The sequence below is a fragment of the Xenorhabdus sp. NBAII XenSa04 genome, from assembly GCF_963866145.1.
Classification (GTDB): Bacteria; Pseudomonadota; Gammaproteobacteria; order Enterobacterales; family Enterobacteriaceae; genus Xenorhabdus; species Xenorhabdus indica.
Window position 1 is genome coordinate 1 of record NZ_CAWMEB010000447.1, and the last position, 22,655, is coordinate 22,655.

General features: G+C 49.6%; 14 protein-coding genes. 7 read left to right on the forward strand and 7 right to left on the reverse strand.

The features are described 5' to 3' along the window. Positions 1-222 precede the first annotated feature (222 nt). The 7 genes from AAC147_RS19325 to AAC147_RS19355 form a co-directional block, all read right to left on the reverse strand. Entirely contained in the window at positions 223-6,768 is a 6,546-nt protein-coding gene (locus tag AAC147_RS19325; RefSeq protein ID WP_047683961.1) for a S8 family serine peptidase, read from the reverse strand. A 51-nt stretch (positions 6,769-6,819) separates the two neighbouring features. Then, the gene (locus AAC147_RS19330; protein ID WP_047683964.1) at positions 6,820-7,404 is read right to left on the reverse strand and encodes a DUF5625 family protein; all 585 of its coding nucleotides are present in this window, start codon (positions 7,402-7,404) and stop codon (positions 6,820-6,822) included. Between the two features lie 120 nt (positions 7,405-7,524). Continuing rightward, positions 7,525-8,940, reverse strand: coding sequence for an HlyD family type I secretion periplasmic adaptor subunit (locus AAC147_RS19335; protein WP_047683967.1), 1,416 nt, complete (start codon positions 8,938-8,940; stop codon positions 7,525-7,527). An 89-nt stretch (positions 8,941-9,029) separates the two neighbouring features. Beyond that, the gene (locus AAC147_RS19340; RefSeq protein ID WP_047683970.1) at positions 9,030-11,165 is read right to left on the reverse strand and encodes a type I secretion system permease/ATPase; all 2,136 of its coding nucleotides are present in this window, start codon (positions 11,163-11,165) and stop codon (positions 9,030-9,032) included. A gap of 788 nt (positions 11,166-11,953) precedes the next feature. After that, entirely contained in the window at positions 11,954-14,059 is a 2,106-nt protein-coding gene (locus AAC147_RS19345) for an AAA family ATPase (RefSeq protein WP_081989098.1), read from the reverse strand. 106 nt (positions 14,060-14,165) lie between these two features. Beyond that, positions 14,166-14,372 (reverse strand): helix-turn-helix transcriptional regulator, encoded by a 207-nt coding sequence (locus AAC147_RS19350; RefSeq protein WP_047683973.1) that lies wholly within the window; start codon positions 14,370-14,372, stop codon positions 14,166-14,168. Positions 14,373-14,512: 140 nt separating this feature from the next. Next, positions 14,513-15,787, reverse strand: a complete 1,275-nt coding sequence (locus AAC147_RS19355) for a tyrosine-type recombinase/integrase (protein WP_047683975.1) — start codon at positions 15,785-15,787, stop codon at positions 14,513-14,515. 286 nt (positions 15,788-16,073) lie between these two features. On the opposite strand from AAC147_RS19355, the gene AAC147_RS19360 reads away from it, so the two are divergent. From AAC147_RS19360 to AAC147_RS19390, 7 genes are all read left to right on the forward strand, one after another. Next, complete coding sequence (locus AAC147_RS19360; RefSeq protein WP_047683978.1) at positions 16,074-16,961, forward strand: ParA family protein; 888 nt, start codon at positions 16,074-16,076, stop codon at positions 16,959-16,961. After that, entirely contained in the window at positions 16,958-17,353 is a 396-nt protein-coding gene (locus AAC147_RS19365; protein WP_047683981.1) for a hypothetical protein, read from the forward strand. Before AAC147_RS19360 ends, AAC147_RS19365 begins: the two co-directional genes overlap by 4 nt. Beyond that, on the forward strand, positions 17,337-18,701 hold the full coding sequence (dnaB-PI, locus tag AAC147_RS19370) for an SPI-7-type island replicative DNA helicase (protein WP_052189667.1): 1,365 nt from the start codon (positions 17,337-17,339) through the stop codon (positions 18,699-18,701). Before AAC147_RS19365 ends, dnaB-PI begins: the two co-directional genes overlap by 17 nt. 3 nt (positions 18,702-18,704) lie before the next feature. After that, the gene (locus AAC147_RS19375) at positions 18,705-20,288 is read left to right on the forward strand and encodes a ParB family protein (protein ID WP_047683984.1); all 1,584 of its coding nucleotides are present in this window, start codon (positions 18,705-18,707) and stop codon (positions 20,286-20,288) included. A gap of 80 nt (positions 20,289-20,368) precedes the next feature. Beyond that, a complete protein-coding gene (locus AAC147_RS19380; protein WP_047683987.1) occupies positions 20,369-20,944 on the forward strand; it encodes a DUF2857 domain-containing protein in 576 nt (191 codons plus the stop codon). A gap of 20 nt (positions 20,945-20,964) precedes the next feature. Further along, positions 20,965-21,222: a ParE family toxin-like protein gene (locus AAC147_RS19385; RefSeq protein ID WP_047683990.1), complete on the forward strand. Its 258-nt coding sequence runs from the start codon at positions 20,965-20,967 to the stop codon at positions 21,220-21,222. A 91-nt stretch (positions 21,223-21,313) separates the two neighbouring features. Next, complete coding sequence (locus AAC147_RS19390; RefSeq protein WP_081989100.1) at positions 21,314-22,540, forward strand: STY4528 family pathogenicity island replication protein; 1,227 nt, start codon at positions 21,314-21,316, stop codon at positions 22,538-22,540. Positions 22,541-22,655: the final 115 nt, after the last annotated feature.

Here is a 22,655-nt window from a genome sequence, read left to right on the forward strand (position 1 = left end):
GCAGATGTACCGCAATGCTTGCTCTCCCTTGCAGGCTACAGGAGTTTTCATTCGCCGCTTAATGCTGATCCTCGCAGGCGATAGGATCGTTTTAGTTACAGCTCCATACATTATCTATTAGATTAAAGCGAGTCAAATGTTTGTTTAAGGTAGAACAACACAATTTTTACCAGCCAGTAAGATGCCCGCGATGATTATCGCGGGCGCTATTACCCATTACATTTAATGCCAGTTGGCAGCCAGTACAGGTTGCAGCCGTTGTTGCTCAACATCGCTGAACATTGTGGTTGCAGGAGCTGATGGTGCAAATGCAGCCATGGCCTGAACAAGGTGTTCAACCTCACTATCCATCAAGCGGTGGCCATCACCGACCATAATGCTTGCTGGTCGTTCAGGAGAACTGGCATACCAATTATGCAGTGTTACTTCCTGTTTGCTACCAATGACCGAAATCTGTAAATCTTGCCCAGCATGCTGGAATCTCAGATTATCAAGACTAATATCCTTTCCTAACACCAAATTGCCCATATCACCGTTAAATTCTAACTTATTGGATCCATGTCCGACTTCTACAGTCGACATAGTACCACTGGTCAAAATATTGTTATTACCATCACCAACTTTTACCTTCGACATAGTACCGTTAGCAACGATATGGTTATTACCACTTCCTACTTCTATTTTAGCCATAGTACTACTGGACTCGATATTGTTATCGCCATTACCGGCTATTAGTTTATTAACATTGCCGGTAATGATGTTATTACCATCACCTAGCGTGATATCGGCATCTCGTCCTGTTGGATTGATTTTATTATCACCACCCCCGGCGACTAGTTTATCAACATTGCCGGTAATGATGTTATTACCATCACCTAACGTGATATCGGCATCTCGTCCTGTTACATTGATTTTATTATCACCACCCCCGGCTACTAGTTCGTCGACATTACCAGTAATAATGTTATTACCATCACCTAGCGTGATATCAGCTCTATGCCCTGTCACATTGATCTTATTATCACCATGTCCAGCAGCGAGTTTATCGACATTGCCAGTAATGGTGTTGTTACCATCACCTACTTTGATCGTCGGCATAGTACTGCTGGATTCGATATTGTTATCGCCATTTCCGACGATTAGCTTTTTAACATCACCAATAACGGTATTGTTACCATTACCTAGAGTGATATCGGAACTACTTCCCGTTACATTAACCTTATTGTCACCATTTCCGGCGACAACTTTGTTACCGTGGGCTTCTACAATGATCGTTTTACTTTCATCTCCCAACGTAACCTCGGCGAATGTCTTTTTGACCGTAATGGCATTGGGGTCAGTGATGATTGGTGTAGGCTCTACTACTGGATCAATTTTCGGAATAGTAATCGGTTTACGTTCAACAAGAGGAATCATAATTGATTCCCAGTCAATAGGTGGAATAGTAATCGGTTTCCAATCAGGAATTGTAATTGGCTTCTGATCAATATCAATAGAAGGTATGCTCGGCGTCAATGGATCCGGCACTGTAATAGTTGATGTATCAGGAGATTGCGGCACGACTGGTTTGACCGTGGGTACCAAGTCTGGTGCATGTTCCGCAAAAATGAAATCGGCTGCATCGAGCTGTGAAACATCCAGAGTATCGAGATAAAGCAGTTCCACTTTTGAGTCAGCGCCGTTTGCCCCATTAAACGTGACGTTAACACCATGAATTTGTGACAACCCATTGATCGTACCACGATTGCTTTTAGTGATAGAAAGTTGACTAAAGTCAGTGACGCCAACTTGACGCAGATCGATCTTATCGATACCGTGGCGGAATCCACGTAATGCGTTTCTGTAATTGCTAGCACCTGGTTGGGCTGCTACAACGAAAACGTCTGATGTTGCACTATCATGGCTATAAATAGTCCCATCCAGGCTAAATTTCATCTGACCCTGAGCATCAGTACTGAACAAGACTCTATTGCCTCCGCCATTAAGGATAACTGTTCCCAGGCCTTCTTGTGGTTGGTGCGTTGAGGTGTCACTACTGGTGTAGGTCATTGGCGCGATAAAGGAATCTTGGAATTTGAAATTCTCAGCACTAATTCCAGTGATTTGCTGATTTTTCAGGGTAATATTCTGGTTATTACCCAGATCAACCTTAACATCATCCCCCTGTTGAGTTATTAGCAAGTCAGCAAAGGTTTTTCCACGAAATCCGACCAGATCGATGATTTCGCCACGGGCGGCCTCGAAATTACTGATAATATCGCTGCCAGCTTCACGGCGGTGAACTACAAAGAAGTCCTTACCCGCACCGCCAATTAGCGTGTTGTTTCCACGCCCGCCATCTAGCAAGGCATCAGTATTACCTGCAACCAGCGTATCGTTGCCATCACCGGTGACAATGTTATGAATGCCTGACGGATCCTTGATAGTTAACGCGGCACCGCCAATGCTGGCAACACCGGTTTGCAAGTTGACCGAGGTATCGCGTGAAACCGCCGCCGCATTGAGGGTATTACGCCCACCCGCCACGCCATTAACTGCATCATCCAGTACCGCACGGTTGGCTTGCCCGACCACCGACTGGATATATTCGTCGGTGTAAAAGTAAGTATTATCCGGTGTACTCTTGCTGCCGTACAAACGGAGTGACCAGGCATTGAGTGTGGCTGGCAGGCCCGCATTTGCACTGGTGACTTGTAGTGTCCAGTTACCCGCTGAGTTTTCACCAAAATCATGGGTCGACATAAAGCTGTACTTGAACGTTCCCGACTGGCTGCTACCCATATCATCCGCACTCGCGCCCGGCAGGCCATCTGGAACCTTGCCCTGACGATTGAGTAATATACTTTGAGTGCCATCAGGAGAGATCAGTTTGAGCGTCAAATCGCCAAGACGACCCACTTCGGCGTCAAAATCAATTTCGATATGTTCGATATTCAGACCGGCATTCATTGCAATGGAGGATGTCAGTGTTTCACCCGCAGCCAGGGTTTTGCCAAGCGCACCGCTGGATGCGCTATAAACATACTCGTTGGCTGCCGTGCTTTGCGTCATCCAGGACTCGGCCAGGCGAACAGCGGCTCGTGCATCGACGGCGCCAAATCCATAATCATTACTGGTGTGCATGCCGCCGCCGTTCCAGTGATGGGCGCTATTGTCGCTCCATTCGGTGGATGGGTCATTGACCTTGCGAGCAGATAGCGCAAGGATCTGCTGCACGTCACGATAGCCCAGGTTAGGGTTAGCCTCAAGCATCAGTGCAACAATGCCAGAGACGATCGGTGCGGCAAAGCTGGTGCCTTGCATACTGGTGTAGTCATTGCCGAAGGTCGAGCCACGGTCAGTTTTCAGCATATGGCTGGTTGATACCACATTGCTGCCTGGCGCTGAAACCAGCAGACTGGCACCCGGATTCGAGAAGGGTGAAGAACCAATCTGCAAGGTTGATAAGTCACCTTGTGCGTTAATCGCACCAACTTGTACAGAAAAACGGTTGTTACTGGTCAGTGACCCTTGGGCATTGCCGCCGGCTTCTCGATTGTTACCACCCGCCGCCACGATGACGGTACCCAATCCGCCACGGCCATTAGCCGCTGCGTACTGGGCATTCAGGCTCAGCGATGCAGCGGTATTGACGGAACCATCCTGAAAATTACTGAGCGCGAAATCGTTAGTGAATCCCCAGCTATTGTTAGCAATGTCAAAACTGACCATATGCCCCAGTCCCGCAAGGTCGGCTCCATCATTAGCCAGATAATAGCCACCCAATGTAGCGTCATGGGCAACCCCTACGCCACCAATATCATTCTTCGTGGCAACCATTACACCCGCCACCATCGTCGCATGATTGGAAACCACGTTTGGCAAGGTGCCATTGGCCTGTTGAGTTTGCAGCCAGGCTTTGTCAACATTCGCGGCAAGATCGGGATGAGCGATATCAAAGATTTCTGGCCCGGTGGCGAACTTGCCGCCCGGTTCGAACTGACCGATACGCACGCCTTTGCCGGTATAGTCTTTCCAAACCGGTAAGATGTTGGCATCGCTCAGATACCATTGCTGGGCAGCCAGTGGATCGAGCGGGACTTCCGGCGTCAGTAAGGTAGCAACGGCACGCATTGGTGCGGTTTCCCCGCTGCTCAGATCTACTACCGAGGCTGAAGGATTACCGGCTGCATCAGTTACACCATATTTGAAGCTAATTACGCCAGTGTAATCGGCATCCGGCGTAAACAAGACATCGCCCTGGGCGGTGAGACTGACCGTACCGCCTATCGCATCCCCGACATTGGCAATGCGCAGGGCACCCTGGCTGTTGAGGTGTTGATCATTGGCCAGCAGGCTCTCTGCGGAAATCAGATGAGGCTGGGTACGAGAAAAGGCTTTGCCGTCCTTGTCGTGGGTGAGGACATCCTCAACAGGCATCGCATTGGGGATTTGTAAATCCACCGCCGAAATATCTGCGAAATTAAGTTTTTGGATATTTTTCAGCGTCACTGTGCCATCACGCCCGGCGACCTTGTCGGTCACGACATATCCGTTGTCGGTACGGGTGATTTGGTAGTCGCCGTGGTTGCCGTGCAGGGTAACGATGTTAACCCCCCCATCGCCATCAATTGTGGCATTACCGTGGCCCACTTCGATAACGTCGTCACTTACACCGCCAAAAATCGTATCGTCTCCGCCACCGGCATGAATGATGCTGCCTCCTTTGGAGGCGTAGATTATGTCGCCCTGGGGTCCCGCATAGATAACCGACTTGCCACTGCCACCAATGATGGTGTTATGGCCGCTGCCGCCGACCAAAACGTCGTTACCCATTCCGCCGACCAGAACAGAATCACCGGAGCCGCCTTTAATAAAGACACCGTTGGCACCACCACTTCTGATGACATCACTGCCCCCGCCACCCTGGGCAACAGTTAAACCAGCCTCAGCCATGTTCAGCTCGACGCCTTTGTTGCCAACAATGAGCGCTGTATCATATCCCCCATTGCCATGAATGTTTTTCGTATCGTCAGAAGCGCTGATAACAAAAACGTCATCACCAGCACCGCCAATATAAGTATTGCTTCCTTCTCCCCCAACCAACCAGCTGCCGGTTTTTGCTGCAATCAGGGTATCATTACTGCTGCCACCATACAGATTGCTCACACCCAGTTGCTCTGTATTCAGAGTTTCACTGGTTTCACTCTGGCTGGCGTAAGCTGTGGTTGTGATATTGTTGTGGCTCGAAGTCAAGTGCAAGCCAGATCCTTGGGTACTGAGGATATTGCTGACGGGATCACCGAGGAAATCAACCGCCAGCATTTCACGGGTTTCCCCATTGATAGTAAAAGACCCACTAGCTACAACTTTATTCCCATCACGTACTTCGGCTTTATCTGAGGAGCGAACGTTAATCTGAGTAATACCCAGTTCAGCCAGTGTCTTTAGCTCGCCCGCATCGACTTTCGCATCATGTGAACCATCAATCCAAACCCGTAATTGGCTCCAGATCGGATCGTGCTCATCAATCATTCCATCTTTATTGGCATCTTCACTGGCTAAAGCTCCGAAACCATCCTTGAATTTCTTCTCGCCAGCGGCACCATTAATTCCGGTTTTGCCACTGTAGTATTCGGAGAACATTTGACTGGCATTTTTTATTTGCCCACTCCCATCATCAATCACCAGTATTCCGGTGTTACTACCTATCCAGCCGGTACGCTTGAGTGTTCCGCTGTTATCCATGTCGAACAATACGCCGTCACGGATATCAGTCATGTGTACGCCATTACCGCTCAGATCCAATAGCAGCGGGTCAACATATGTGTTGAACGTTGTCATCGCTGATAGACCGTTCAACGTGGCGGCGTTACGCAGGTCGAAGTTCAGCCTGCTGGTATCACCAGGTTGGTAAAAAGGTTTATAGAAATCAGACAGATAGGTATTAGGCCGAACATTGGGGTCAAGCTGCATTTCACCAGGACGAATGCCTCCGGTGGCAAGACCAGCCATCTGGGTTGAAGTGAAGTCTGTTTTATTGAGAATATCCCCGATGACAGATATTTTGTGTGTCGCCGCATTTTGGATATAACCGTTGGCAACATCTTGCCGAGCTTGGTTTTCTCCCAGAATATGTTTTTGGGGCTGTGGAGAGGAATTGATATCAATATTAATCAAGTTGGTGGACGGTCCCGGAACACGCTTACCCTCATCTGGGGTCAACCATAACGTTTTCGTGACATCTCTTGCGTCATGATACTCATAATATTGACCATCACGAACCAGATGGTTACTAATGATTTCAGCCCCATTAAATTTTAACATATTATTCAAAGGAATAATGTTATTCACGGGAACCAGATTTCCTTGCATGCCATGCGTATTGTATCCAATAGATGTTAATGAAAAAAACACGAAATCGACGCAACTGTTGGTCACAACATGGTATTCTGCTTTCCTGAATCCCCCAACTTTATCCGGATTTTCTGAAAAGTCGATTAACCTCTTGCCCTGAGTCTCAGTCAACGCGACGGAAACTTCATACACCGTTTGTTTATAGGCGACATTATCATGCCGCGTGACCCGCCCTTTGCCCCACGGTTCACCAAGCTCTGACTCAAAACCGTAACTTTGTTCATTTCCGTTCCCGTCATTTATCACATACCACATATGACCGGCGGATGAAGGATGTACATCTCCCGCTTTGTTCTTTCCCTTATTTTCCTGATAAACATACTCAGCCCCCCTCGGAGCAACTTTATAGGTTACAGAGTATTTCTTTTCCATACTTATTATTTCCTCTAGTTGTTATTTCTCTTTGTTTTTTTCCTGCATAAATCAAATCTTCGGATCGTAATAAGTGAACAGTACAAAACTCTCAATGCCATCAAATGCAGGGACATTTTCCAGAGTAGTAATAACCGCAAAGTAATGTCCTGGGGGTAATGAAAATGACTTAATATTCCGTATGGCCGCATTTACAGATTTTTCTTCATAATAGAAACCCAGCCCTCCATCATTTCCTCCTGCATTTATTTTCTCGTCAAAAAAAATCTTTTCATCTTTAACGAGATGGAGTGAAACTGGAGTTATTACGCCGTCATCATCAATACTTCCGTAAAATTTACTCCCAAATAATCGAAGTCGTCTTAACATTTCGTCATAGTCATTCCCTTTATCAAACAGCAAAGCAAACTGATACCCCCCCTCCTGAGGAATTTCAAAATCAAAAGTCACTGATTGACCGGCCTTGGTGACATCAATGGGTTTGTGTATTGCTTCTGCATACTGATGGCAACCGCTTAACCCCGAGACGAACCCGTTACAACGCACCAGTCCGGTAAAGCCTAAAAAAAAGAGGATTAACCAGCCACAAACTAAAAAGATAAGGAGATAGCCCCAGTGCCGAGGTAATACCTTCATTTTGTTGCTCCCAATAGAGTAAGATGACAAAAAGTCTCAATAATCACTTATCCCTCCTCAGGAAAACGGTAAAAATAACGCGCTGAGTCCGACATAAAGCACCTCATGCGCCTTCGGTTTTTATCGCTCCCTCAAACTTTCATCAATATGCTGTCGCAGCGGGCTTAAGAAGTAATCAATCACCCGACGCTGATCGGTTTTTATTTCTGCCGTGATCGACATGCCCGGAGACAACGCAACTCGCTGTCCATTGACCAGCAAGTGATCCGACTTCAGACGAATACGGGTGCTATAAATAAGCCCACGCTTTTCATCTTCAATGGCATCGTTCGACACGCTCAGCACTTCACCGTCAACGGTGCCGTACTTGGTGAAATTAAAGGTTTCCACTTTAACGGTGACCGATTGACCAATATGTACGAACCCCACATCCTTGTTTTCCAGCATGGCTTCCACTTCTATCGGTTGGTTTGCGGGGACGATGACCATTAGCGGCTGAGCCGGTGTCACCACACCACCGACGGTATGGATAGCCAGTTGTTGAACGGTGCCGGCCACCGGTGCCTTGAGGCTGGTCAGGTTTTCCTGATGGAGGGCTTTTGCCAGTTCCTGATTCAGGATCGCCGCTTTCTGGTTGGCTTCCTGCTGTAAGTCGAGCATGGCGCGGCGATTTTGCGCAACAACCGCTTCACGCCGACGCCGTGCCTCTTCTTGGGCAGCGGTGTTCTGCAAGACACTGGCCTGCTGCACGCTTAACTGACGTTGCAGATCCAGCCGGGCTTGCTCTTTTTCCAGATACGCATGTCGCGACACATACTGTTTCGTCAATAACCGTTGGTAGTCCTCGGCCAATCGCGTAGCGATCGGCAACGTTTTTTGCAGGCTGGTTACCTGGGCCTGGGCAGACTGGATTTCGGCGCTGCGTTGACGGATCTCTGCATCCACCAACTCCAGATTGCTACGGTATTCCTGATATTGCCCTTGAAGCCAACTCTGGGCACTGAGCACCTGATCTGGGTTGGCGTTGGAAATCGTTCCTGCCAGCGACGCCGGCGGCTGTTGTTGATTGATCGCATCAAGCATGGCTGTGCTACGTGCACTATCGATACGGGCGGCCAGTAACTCGCTCTGGATCCGGCTGACATCAGCATTCGCCGCCGTCGGGTCGAGTTCGATCAACAACTCACCCACTTTCACCGCCTGACCGTCATTGACATGGATCGCTCTGACTACCGCCGTTTCGCTGGGTTGAATCAGCTTGGTTTTGCCATTGGGAACGACCTTGCCCGGTGCGACCGCTACCACCTCGATTTTACCGATGCAGGCCCAGAGCACTGCCAATAAAGCGAAGCCCATGATGCTCCAGATGAAAATCCTTGGTGCTGGGTGAATCGGCGTTTCCTGCAACTCCAACGCCGTTGGTAAAAACTGTAATTCATGAGGAAGACGCGGCGGCGTATCCATGTTTTTACGCTGGCGCCAGGCCTGACGCCATATGCTGCGATAGCGCTGCAATAAAGAAAGAGTGGCACTCATACGAAATTATTTTCCTTGAGTCGGGGTGTATTTGTCTTGATCACGTCTGCTTCTGGTAACGTTATTAGCCAGTATCATCGACGAAGCCTTCAGCCTTGCTGCATTTGGTACAGTCGTGAATAGTGACCATCCTGACGCGCCAGTAACTCAGCATGGGCACCCTGTTCAACTATCTGCCCGCGCTCCATCACAATGATACGATGAGCGTTGCGCACTGCTGACAATCGATGGGCGATAATAATGACCGTACGTCCTTTGCAAATGCTCTGCATGTTCTGCTGAACCACCCGTTCAGATTCGTAATCCAATGCACTGGTCGCTTCGTCGAAAATCAAAATACGGGGATCACCGATCAAAGCGCGGGCAATAGCCACCCGTTGCCGTTGACCGCCCGAAAGTGACGCACCGTGTTCACCCACTATCGTGTCGTAACCTTCCGGCAGCTCAAGGATGAACTCATGGGCTCCTGCCATTTTTGCAGCATGCATAACCACTTCGAGTGGCGTCCCCGGGTCGCTCAAGGCAATATTTTCACGAATGCTGCGGTTAAATAGCATATTGTCCTGCAACACGACGCCAATCTGCCGGCGCAACGAGGAAACATCAGACAATGCCAAATCCATGCCATCGACCAGTACCCGCCCGCGCTCCGGTACATAGAGCCGCTGCAACAGGCGAGTCAGGGTACTTTTGCCTGAGCCTGAACGGCCAACCACACCAATAATTTCTCCGGCACCCATGCTCAGGTTGACGCCACTCAGCACCTCAGAGCCATCGGGACGATAGCGAAAATGCACCTGTTCGAATGTAACCTGCCCTTTAAGCGGCGGTACTGTACTGCGTGTAGACTGAGACAATTCAGTATGGGAATTGAGGATGTCTCCCAGACGCTGCACCGAGACGCCGGTTTGCTGGAAGCTGGTCCATAGCTGAGCCAGACGCATAATAGGACCGCTGACACGGCCAGCCAGCATATTAAATGCGATCAGTTCTCCCACCGATAGTTGCCCTTCTATCACAAGGCGGGCACCCAGCCAGAGGGTAGCAACCGTGACAAGTTTGCCGATAAGCGAAACACTTTCGTTAGCGAGCGTCGATAAAGTCTGGGTTTTGAAACCCGCTGCCACATAAGCCGCCATCTGGTTATCCCATTTACGGATGATTTGCGGTTCAACCGACATTGATTTCAGGGTATCAATGCCGTTTACTGTTTCAACAAGAAATGCCTGATTTTCAGCGTTGCGTGTGAAGCTGTCCTGTAACCGCTTACGCAAAAGCGGGGTTATTAAAGCCGAAACCAGGGCATAGAGCGGCAAGGACACCAACACAATGAGGGTCAGCCAGCCACTGTAAAAGAGCATGACCAAAATAAAGACTAAGGAAAAAAAGACATCAATCATCAGCGTAATGGCATTGCCGGTGAGGAAACTACGAATGTTTTCCAGTTCGCGTACACGTGCAACAGAGTCACCGACGCGCCTGGCTTGAAAGTACGCCAGTGGTAAATTGATTAAATGCCGAAACAGACCTGACCCCAACTCTACATCAATCCGGCTGGTCGTATGCGCAAACACATAGCTACGCAGACCACTCAAGGCCGACTCAAACAGCATAATGCCTAACAGCCCTGCCGCGACAACATCCAATGTCGTCAGGCCGTGGTGTACCAGCACTTTGTCCATGACCACCTGAAAGAACAACGGTGTCACCAAGGCAAACAACTGCAAGGCAAAAGATCCCAACAAAACTTCGCCCAGCAACTTGCGGTATTTGACGATAGCCGGGATAAACCAGGTGAAATCAAAACGTGAAGATTCACCAGATACACTATTTCCAGAGCGCACGAGTATCAGTTGCCCAGTCCAACGTTGCTCAAGTCCCTCGAAGCTGATAACTTCAGCGCGAGCTGAACGCGGATCCTGAATCAACGCTTGTTCCTGATCGACTTTGGCTAAAATGAAAAACTTCCCCTCCCGGTCAATAGCAATAGCAGGTAATGGTGTGTGTTCAAGTCTGGCAGGTGTGGTGCGCACAGCCTTGGCTTTCAGCCCCGATTTCCGTGCAGCCAGCAGCAGCTCCTGCTGGGTCACACCTTGATTAGCGGCAGAGAATTCATGTGAAAGTTGTTCGATTGAGATGGCTATGTTGTGAAACCTGGCCAACATGGCCAGACAAATCAGTCCGGTATCCAGTTCCGGGGAAAAATTCGGCGACTCAGTGCTCATTTATTCTTTTTTCCGTATTGCGTATGTGACTATCTTGCAAACTAAAAATATTACGTCATGCAGTGGTTGCAGATTGGGCATTATCAATTAGCAGTACAGATGTATTCAATAAAATTTATGTATATAGAATGAGAATTAAAATATTCAGTAGGTTTAACTGCCTACTATGACTAAATGATAATTAATTAACTTTTAATAAACTCATTAATGCTATTATTTGGTGTATTCGTCTGAAATTAAATAAAATTCAATAAAAACATAAATGTATATATCATTGACAAGGGGTTAAAATTTAAAAATATAAATTAAATTTATTTTAAGTAAGTGGAAGATTGAACGATATTGATGTCTGTTTTTCTGAATGGAACAAGGTGCATTAGCCTGTTCCCCGGCGTGTTGAATAAAGGATTATTTTTATTTCAGTAATCCCCTTTGTATCATCATCTGCCAGAGAAGACAGACTGATGGCCCAGCCAGCCCTAAGTTCGGCTTCAACTGACGCGCTGCGCTTGTCTTCTCCGTGCTACCGGGCTAATACATTAACCCGGCAGCACGGAGAGCTAGAAAAATACCTGCCAGAAAAAATATTTCCTCACCTGCTCCTCATTTTTCTCCTCACTTTTTATTTTCCTCACTGTGAAAACAGGTGAGCAATCGATAATTTTTTATCCTTAAAAATCAATGTGTTTTGTGCTCCTCACTTTTCTTGTATATATGAGAAAAAAGTGAGGAAAACGGTGAGCAGTAAAATCCCTCTCCTCACCGCTCCTCACTTTATGACTCACTTTTTAATCTTCATTATTCTGGTTAACAATGCTGAATTCCTGCCCGCTGCGGGTAATGAGTCCATCATGTTCTAACTTGGTCAACCAGCGGCTGAAATTCTTCACATTCACGCCCATAGATTTTAAATCATCACGTATAAGGGCAACAGAACAAGGTTCTTTCAGGGCTGTGCGCGACCGGATACATTGCCATAATGCCGTGTGGTTATCTGTTTTATTGGGGATATGTTCAATTTCTTCCTCCTCAACCGGATCACGTGGCTTGTCAACCAGAACCAGTGAGGTAATATCCTCACCGTCTTTATCGGTAAAAAGTTCAACTACGCGCATGTCATAAGCTTTGGTTTCCGGTTCTTCGGCATCTTTCATTTTGGTGCAGGTGATAACCAGCGCACTGCCCTTTTTCCCTTCCCGGTTGATCCGATATTCAACATCCAGCGCCGCACGAAAGGCACTGGAACCTCTTGCGCCTTTGCTTTCATCCTTGCCGGAATGGTGAACCACGAGAATGCTTGCTCCTGTTTTAGCTTTCAGTTCATCACAGCCCCGGACAAACGCGCCCATATCTTTTGAATCATTTTCATCAGCGCCGCCAAAACAGCGAGCGAGAGTATCCAGAATAATCAGGCGTACCGGTTCGCCTGTTTCAGATTCAACCTGCTGGGCTGCGACCACCAGTTCATGCACTTCGGCAGGCGAGGCCGGAAAGACAGGCGTATTGATCAGATACATATTTTTAACCGTCTGACCATTAACGATTTCCCATGCTTTGATGCGCCGGGGCACACCAATCCCGCCTTCGCCGACAACGTACAGCACAGAACCCTGAGCAACCTGTTTCCCTGCCCATAGCTTACCCGTGGCAATATGACAACCCCATGCGCCTGCCAGAAAACTTTTATATGACCCGCTAGCTCCGTAAATGCTGCATAAGGAATGTGCTGGAATAATACCTTTAACCACGTAGTCTAGCTGGGCATCAAAGCCTTCTGAGCCGATTGATAACGGTAATTTTGTTTTACGATTAGGGTAAATGCTTTCAACATTGCCATAACGACAGATTTCTATTGCGTCACTGTTCATCGGTTCCCTTACCTGAAATAAGCCCTCACAAAATGCCTGCTTTGCTGCCACAATGCCATATTGCTGGCGATAATCGTCCCAATCGGCTTTATGCTCTGTCGGTGGTAACGTAACCCAACCATTCACCGCCAGCGCCGCTTTTTCTGCTGAGAGCTTGCCGACATTCACTTTGGATTTGCCGTGCTTATCCCGTTCGCCGGGGCTATGCCAGTCATTATCTGCGGCAATAATAATTTTTGTGTCTGACCAACGTTCCCGAATCGCTTTAGCGACAGAATACAAATTACCTGCATCTGATGCTGCCAGAACAGTACCTTTATAGAGCTGGCTAACCGTGAGTGCTGTGGCGTAACCTTCGGTAATGATCACCGCGTCGGGGAACGCTTCCAGTGCTGATACGGCAATAAACGCGCCTTTTTTCTGGCTGCCGGGAAGGAATTTTTTCTCGCCATTGGGTTTAATGATCTGCGCACCGGTGACTTTTTTATCCAGTGCTGTCAGTACCAGCACTGTCGAATTATCAAACAGTAGCCGCTGATCAAGGTGTTGCAGACCCTTTGCAGTCAGATAGGGCGATTGCCCGGCAACAGTTTGCGCCATCAGTGCCGCCACTTTTTCGGCAATCGGTGGTGTTGGATAATAGGTTTCTTTGGCGGGCTTGGGTTCGGGCAAAGGTAGTGCTAGCGCATCTGCAACCACTTTAGCTGCTTCAATGATGGAAATTCCTTTAGTTTTTGCCACTAAATCCAGCCCATCGCCATAGTTTGGGGCGTCACACTGACGGCAATGCCAGTTGCCATGATGATGATCGTCAATAAAGTGGAAACGGTCAGTACCACCGCAAATAGGGCAAGCACCATGTTTACCCTTTGCCGGAATATCAATACCACACGCAGGCAGCAGATTTGCCCAGGAATACATGGCAGAGGTTTTTACGGTCTGGATCAGATCAAGGGGTTTTTGGTTGCCAGTTGTTTTTTGAACTGTAAATTCAGGGCGAGTTTGGGTATGCTGTGTATCAGCCATCATTTTTACCTTACGAATGGTTATTGGTTAGACGCCTCGCAGTGTTGGTCGCACTGCGGGGCGTTGTGTTTTCTGTTACGTTTCTTATGTCATATGCTTTTCTGTGTCATGCCGCTCGTGATTCAGCAATACGCTGGGCAATCCAGTTATCAATTTCCGATTCAATAAAGGCTACGGAACGTGGACCGATTTTGACCTGTTTTGGGAATGCTCCGTCGCTAATCAGTTTGTAGATCCACGCCTTGCTGTAACCTGTTCTGCGTTGCACTTCCGGCAGGCGGATCAGGCTTACTTTCAATGCTGTCATTGTCATGTTAATTCTCCTGTTACCGAGTCCCTGAGCGCTCATCGTGGACGTTGTTTGATGACAGGCGGATTATTCCAAAAAGCAAGACTTAATGAACAGCGTTAATTGTTTTTCTCCCGATGAGAATTAATGGGTTGCAAATTGTACTAGCGGTTTTTTCTGTCGCGCAGTGGTTTGGCGAAATCATAGGGTGTGATTGACTTTTCCCGGTTCGCATCCAGATAATCCGCCCACCACTGCACCATCAGCCTCCGTTCATCCAGATGTTTGGAGGTGTGAATATACGCCGCCCTAACGTTGTTGCGTTCGATATGGCTGAGCTGGCGCTCAATGGCGTCATCGCTCCACAGGCCGGATTCCCCCATTGCCCCGCGTGCCATTGTGCGGAAGCCGTGTCCGCAGACTTCGGTCTGGGTGTCGTAGCCCATCGCCCGTAATGCCTTATTAACCGTGTTTTCACTCATAACTTTCGCGGAATTATGATCGCTGGGGAACATGACTTCGCTGTTGCCACTCAGTGCCTGTAACGCGTTGATAAGTCGGACAGCCTGACGACTCAACGGGACAATGTGATCGGTTTTCATTTTCATGCCGCGTTCAGAAAAGCGAACGCCTTTAATCGGTTGCCTTGTGGCGGGAATTTTCCACACGGCGTTTTCAAGGTCGATTTCCTGCCAGCGGGCAAACCTCAGTTCACTGGAACGGACAAATGTCAGCAGTGCCAGTTCTACCGCGATTTTGGTCAGCAGGCGCCCGCGATAAACAGACAATCGGTTCAGGAAATCCGGTAAATCTTCATGAGGCAGGGCAGGGTGATGGCGTGATTTTACGGTAGAAAGTGCGCCAGCCATATCACTGGCAGGACTGGATTCGAGGATATCATTCTGGACGGCATAGCGCATGATAGCGGTAACACGTTGTTGCAATCGCTGGGCGATATTGTGTTTACCTGCATCATCAATCATTTTGATGGGGGCTAAAAGCTGGCTGGTTCTTAGCGTGGTAATGTTGAGTTTTCCAATCTGCGGGAAAATGTACTGTTCAAGGCTGCGCAGCACGGTTTGGCGGTGGCGGTCGCTCCAGCGTTTGTTACTGGTGTGCCATTCCCGTGCGATATGTTCAAAGGTGTGTGTAGCGTTAGCTGGAAAAGCCGTGCCTTTTTTCTCAGCTTTGGGATCAATGCCTTGTGCCATCAACTTTTTGGCTTCATCGCGTTTAGCGCGGGCATCGGCTAATGATACGGCGGGATAAACACCAAATGCCAGACGGTCTTCTTTCTTATCGGTGGGGCGGTAATACTTCATACGCCAGTATTTTGAGCCGCGAGCAGTGACTTCTAAATAGAGGCCACCACCATCGGCAAGTTTGTAGGTTTTTTCTTTGGGCTTTGCAGTTTCGATTTGTCGTGCGTTTAGTTTCATTATTAAGGGCATTCCTGTCATCGAACGGTAAGTGCCCCGAATTATGCCCTTCGCTGCATCTTGATTGCAACAGACGAAACTAGACGTAGAAATAGATAAGAGTGTTGATTTTGCTGGATTTGAGAGAAATTGTTTGACTGGGCTGGACTTCACTGGAAGTTGAAGTGGTGCCCGGAGGCGGAATCGAACCACCGACACGGGGATTTTCAATCCCCTGCTAAGTTAATAAAATGTAACCAGTTGATTTTGTACTTAGTTTGTATGCTCAAATTACTGAGTGTACAACATGATAATTCTTCCGATAATTTCCCCCAAAGGTGGCGAAGGTAAATCCACCCATGCGGCGAATCTGGCCGGATTCTTGGCCGATGCCGGTTTACGCACTCTCCTGATTGATGGCGATTATTCGCAACCCACATCCAGCAGTATTTTTAACCTGGAATATGAAGCCCCCGCGGGGCTGTATGAATTGTTGATGCAGACGGTGGATCTGAATCAGCCAGACCAGTTTATTTCCCGCTCAGTGATCAACAACCTCGATATCATTGTCTCCAATGATCCCGATGAACTCCTGCCGACGGCGATGCTGCACGCCCCTGACGGGCGTCTTCGTCTGCGCAATATTTTGCAACATCCACTTTTTCAGCAATACGATGTCATTATTATCGACTCCAAAGGCGCAACCGGGGTAATGACAGAACTGGTGGTGTTGGCCGCCACACACCATGTGCTGGGAATAATTAAACCGATTTTGCCGGATGTGCGGGAGTTCCTGCGCGGCACGCTGCGGATGCTGACCCGCCTTAAGTCATTTGAAAACTACGGCATTCAGCTTCCGCTGATCCAGATACTGGCCAATGGGATTGAAGGCACTAATTTAGATCGCGACACGCTCAATGAACTGACCGATATTATCGAACAGCAACGGTATGATGCGTCCGCGCTGGGCGGCAGGTGTGTTTATCAGTTGCTGAACACCCGAATAGATCTGCTGGATATCTACAAACTGGGGCATGTTCGTGCCCAGCCCGTTCATCGTCTTGAGTATAAAACTCCCCGCAAAAGTCCCGCCGCCGCCCAGACCATACACAACCTGGCCTGTGAACTGTTCCCTGAATGGCAAGCGAAATTTGATGCCGTGCTGGTCAACCAACCGACGGGGAACGCGCAATGAATGTTATCTGGCGAGCCGTCTGTTTTTGTTATGACAATGCAGAATTACCCTTTACGGATACACAGGATGAATGGTTTGTGTTTGTCGATGCGCCGGATCGTAAAGCGGCACTGGCGAAATTCCAGACATTATTACCCATTATCTGGGAAGTGTCGCCTGAGAAAGTCGAGCATTTCAGTCCCCGTCATGAAGACGAATTGCGCGAGCTGTCACTGATGCCCGGTACACCAGATGATTTGGCCCTGCTGGAGTGTGGCTGGGAAAATGGCAAGCCGCAGTATTTAACCGCAAAAGAAGTCTTGTTCTGGGTTTCTTCTCCATATCTGCAACAACGGTTAGTGAGGGCACTGAATAATGTCAGCAAGGAGGCAGGAAATGAATCTGGATCATGAGGTTTTACAGGCCATCAGTGAAGCGGAACCCAGCTACGCTTATGCCGAGGTGGGGGTGATTGGCGGACTGGTACTGGAAAATGATCGCTGGGACAGCATTGTTCAGCTGCTGGTTGCCGACGATTTTTTCTTCCCGGCGCACCGAATAATCTATCAGGCTATTACTGAACTGAGCGAAAAAAACTGTCCGTTTGACCTGATAACCCTGACCGACAGGCTGACACAGCGGGGACAAATAGACAGCGCCGGCGGTTTTGCCTATGTCGCGGAAGTATGCAAAAACACGCCCAGTGCGGCCAATATTGAAGAATATGCCCGCATTGTGGCGGAAAAAAGCCGGTTACGTCAGTTACTGGCACTGGGTAAATCCCTCAGTGCGGAAGTCTTCCAGCCTAATATCCAGTCAGAAACCCTGATTGAGCAGGCAGAAAGTCAGCTGTTTAATCTGGCGGAAAAAGGCACAACCCGGCAACATCAGGCCGTCACCCTGCTGCAAGGGGCGGATGCCCTGATTTCCCATCTGGAGCGCATACAGGGCAGCAATGGGATCACTGGCACCCCCACAGGATTTCAGGCGCTGGATGAAATGACCTGTGGCTTACAGGCGGGCGACCTTATTCTGCTGGCCGCCCGTCCTTCCATGGGGAAAACGGCACTGGGGCTGGCCTGTTGTCTCGGTGCGTTGCGACATCAAGACGATGCGGTGGTACAGATTTTCAGCCTGGAAATGCCGGCTTCACAACTGATGATGCGTCTGTCTGCCATGGAAGGTGGCGTGGTATTAACCGCGCTGCGCAGTGGCCTGCTGGACGACGAACAGTGGGGACGCATCAGCCAGAGTCTGGATCAGTTTGCTCAATGGGATCAACGATTGATTATCGATGATTGCAGTCACCAGACCCCCGCGCTGTTGCGCGCCCGGGCCCGCCGTTATACCCGCCAATACGGCAAACCTGCTTTGATTATGGTGGATTACCTCCAGTTGATGTGTGCCCCCGGGCAGGAAAATCGCACTCAGGAAATTGCCGATATCTCCCGCAGTCTGAAAGCGTTGGGCAAAGAACTGGGTTGTCCAATACTGGCGCTGTCCCAGCTGAACCGGCAGGTGGAAGGCCGCGCCGATAAACGTCCGAACAACGGCGACCTGCGGGATTCCGGTTCGCTGGAGCAGGATGCCGATCTCATTCTTCATCTTTACCGCGATGAAGTCTACCACCCGGAAACACCGGACGCTGGGATTGCAGAGATCATTATCGGTAAGCAGCGTCAGGGACCGACAGGCACGGTACGTGTGCGGTTTGACGGCCGGTATACGCGTTTTTCTGACATCGACAGCGGCGGGAGGTAAAGGATGGGACGCAATACGTTGAATTTAGGCCATGCTTTGTTACAGCAGGGACGACAGGCCGGGGCTACTCGCAATGACAGCCCGCCGATGGCGGAAATGCCAATGGTATTGACATTAGATCAGCTACGCCCCAATCCGGATAACCCCCGCACCAGTCGCAACCCGCGCTATGACGATATCAAGGCGTCAATCAAAGTTCGTGGACTGGATACAGTGCCGAAAGTCACCCGCGATCCGGACGGTGACGAGGCCTACATCTTCAGTGATGGCGGGAATACGCGTTACCAGATTCTGTCCGAGCTGTGGCAGGAGACTGGCGATGAACGTTTTTACCGCATTCACTGCCTGTTTAAACCGTGGCCGGGGCGATTACAGTGTGTGATCGGGCATCTGGCGGAAAACGAGCTGCGGGGTGAACTCAGCTTTATTGAAAAAGCGCAGGGTATCCGCAAGGCAAGGGCAATTTATGAAGCGCAGCAACAGAAAAAAATCTCCCTGCGGGAATTGTCAGCGCTGTTGCGTCAGGCGGGTTTCCCTGTCAGCGATGGTCACATCAGCCGGATGGAGCATACTGTGAAATACCTGTACCCGTGGATACCTAATCTGCTGGAATCCGGGCTGGGTTCGTCACAGGTAAGGCCTTTACTGGCCTTGCGGCTGGATGCCGAGGCGGTCTGGCAACAGCATGTGACCAGTATAAACCCGGAACCGACCGTCACCTTTGATGAAGTCTTTGGTAACTGCTGCCGCAAGTTTGATTCCCCTGAATCCTGGTCACCGGAGATGTTCCGGGATGAGCTGATTGGCGATTTATTGCAGGCACTGCCACACCCGCTGCTCAATTATGACCGCTGGGTACTGGAATTAGATCCGAAGGAAAGTAACCGCCGGCAGCTCTTTGGCAAGCAGGCTACGGCGTTTGAGAGTATGTCGGTGCCGGAAAAATCTGAGACGGATAACACGGCGCAGGTTCGAGTGCAAAACAGGGAATCGAATCAACGAATAATTTCTCAACCTGCCACTGATGAGGTGCAGGCACCTGAACCAGAACACGCTCCGGTCGATAAAGCACAAACGCCTGCCACGTCTCCCCGAAAAAATCCGGTTATTCCGCCTTATCAGCCCGATAACCAGCCTGAATCTGTTCTGCCTATCCCTGAGATGGAATGTCTGCATTTTTCTCAAACTGGGCTGGAGCCGGTCAGTTCGGTCTGGGAAATTTCCCCGATGCAGGATGATATTGAACACCTGCAAAACATGGCATTCCGGCTGGCGTTTGAACTGGCGGAAGTGATGGGCTGTGACAGCGATTTGTTGTCGGAATCGGAGGCGAGTTCGGCGGGGTTTAGTCTGGTGAATCCGCAAAATGCCCATCCTTTTTCGCGTTTATTGCACGCCCTGACCGGAGAAACCACGGCTGACAGCAGTGAACTGACACTGACGGCTGTTCTGCTTGGCACCGCCAGGCGGGAAGAATCGCCTCTGCTGGATGATACCCAGTCCGTGAAGTTTCTGCGGCTTATCCGGGTTATCCGTCGTTTGCGTGAGCTTCAGCGTGAAATTGTACCGGGGACGTTGACGATATAGCGATGTCGGTGCGGGGTGCCTGCTTTTCAGTGTGTTGTTCATTCATTGCGTTTTGACTGGCCTGATAGTGGAGGAAGTGTATGAATCATTTATCGCAAGCCACCAACAGCCTGCTGATGCAGCTGGTGATGGATTTGAAGAACGGCTATATCCGCCGTTGTGAGGCATTGGGTCTGGCACCCTCAGAGATGCTGATGTTGCAGCGCCTGACGATTGAAGATTTGCATTACTTAGGCAACAGCCCGGTGTCGGTGCTGAGCGTTCATATTCATCACGCCAATCTGGTGCGCATCTTACATCAGGCGCGTATCGAGCAGCAGCGGATGAAACGGATTGACCGGGCACTGGAATTAGGCGGCTCTATTGAACTGATGCACTATTTTTTTGGCCTGTCCAGTCTGGAAATCGCCGCCCGGCGACGCATTGCTGGCATGGCAGTCCGGCCGGGGCGTGGCTCGCCACTGACGGAAGATGAAAATCGTGACCTGTGGCAGCGCTGGCAGGCGGCAACGATTGCCGATGCGGACAGTGCCGAAGGGCTGGATCTCATGATGGAGATGGCTGAACACCATGCGGTCTCGCTGACGTCCGTCTGGCGTGCGGTGAAGGACTGGCAGCAGAGTGGTAAAGCGATGCCGGTAAAAAAACAGGCATAAAACAGGGAATGAAGGAAACGATGTCAGGAAAATTAACGGAAATGATGCCCGGCCTGCATGTCCCCTTGACGGCACCGCTGTCATTTCGCCGCAAGGCACAACATCAGGTGAGGTGCTACCAGCGGGGCGAACGCAATTACAGCCGGCTGAAAGAAAAAGGCACCGGGTATCTGAAAATCAATGTGGGGCTGTTCTGGCGGCTGTTAAGCCGCGATAACGGGCAGTCGTGGGAACTGATGCACCATGAACGCTACAACAATGAAATTCGTAAATCGTAAATATTGAAGTCGTGTCATTCTGCACCTTGTCTTTGCTACAGGGTGCAGCCCTGACATTATTTTTACAGGTTAACGCCGGAGAAGAGGGATCATGATAAACCTGTCCGCAGACAGCATAATTGCACACACTGTTGCCAAAATGAAAGTGCGTCTGGCACAACGCGCAGACGATGACGTTTCACAACTGCGCAGTGGTCTGCTGTTTATGGGCAACATTCATGATGCCTATCCCCGCCGTCTGTTGCTGGATGATCGTTTGTCGCCGCTGGATAAAACGGGCTGGATGATGATCCGCCTGTACGCGCAGCAAAATGAAGGGGCGGTTTTCCCCAGTTATGACGAATTGCAGGTACTGCTGGCCTCGCCTTATAAAGGTAAAGCCTCCCGTGAAACGGTCAGCCGGGTATTACTGATGCTGCGAATCACCGGCTGGCTGAGTTTGTGCAAGCGTATCCGGGATGAACACGGACGGGTGCGGGGCAATATCTATGCGCAGCACGATGAGCCGCTGACCTGCCGTGATGCTGAAATTCTCGATCCCCACTGGCTGGATACGGTGGCGGAAGCCTGTCGCAGTAAAAACCGCACCATCAGTCAGACTGCCTGGGATGTCCTGACCGATATCAAAGACGATCCGCTGATGCGCCATCGTCACAGCCATATCCGTTTGCTGGAAGAACGGCTGAATGCCGTGCAGACCCCGCAGCAAAGGGTGATGCGCCAGAACTTTCAACAAGGAAAACAGCTAACCGAACTCAGTCATATAAAGCCGGGTTCGGAAACCGAACTGAGTCAGCAAAAGGAACACACTGTGCTGAATTCGGTATCCGAACTCAGTCTTAAATCAACGCGTTATAGTGATCCCGTTAAACCGAACCGTTATGTACGTTCTTTCACACAGCGTGTGAATAAAAAAACATACGTAGCAGACCCGCAGTCTGCTATTTTTCTGCCAGAAGGACTTTGCCGACAACTGGAGCCGGAAGCGGTGACGATGCTGAACAGCCAGCTGCAGGCGTTGCCTGCTGAACAGGCACAGACCGTGCTGAATTGTCTGGATAAGGCGTTACAGGCAGGGAAAATCGGCAATCCGGTCGGCTGGCTGCTGGCGATGATGAAACGGGCACGGGAGGGAAAATTATATGGACAACCTGAAACCGTTGTTACCGCGCCTGCCGCTGCGAAGAAGCCAGTTGAATTCACCCAACATGTTGAGTGTTCCGCTTCACCTTCCTCACAAGCCCATGTCCGCAACATAGTGAAAGACATCCGTCAAAAGCTGACGCTGGCAAAATATCACCGTGATGTTATTGATTAAAAAACGCCCGCTGCTGGCACTGCCAGCACTGACTAAAAAATCGCCTTTTTACCCAGACTGTGTAAAATCTGTGATTTCATCCAACAAACATCGACTTGGGTTGCATTTAAGCAAC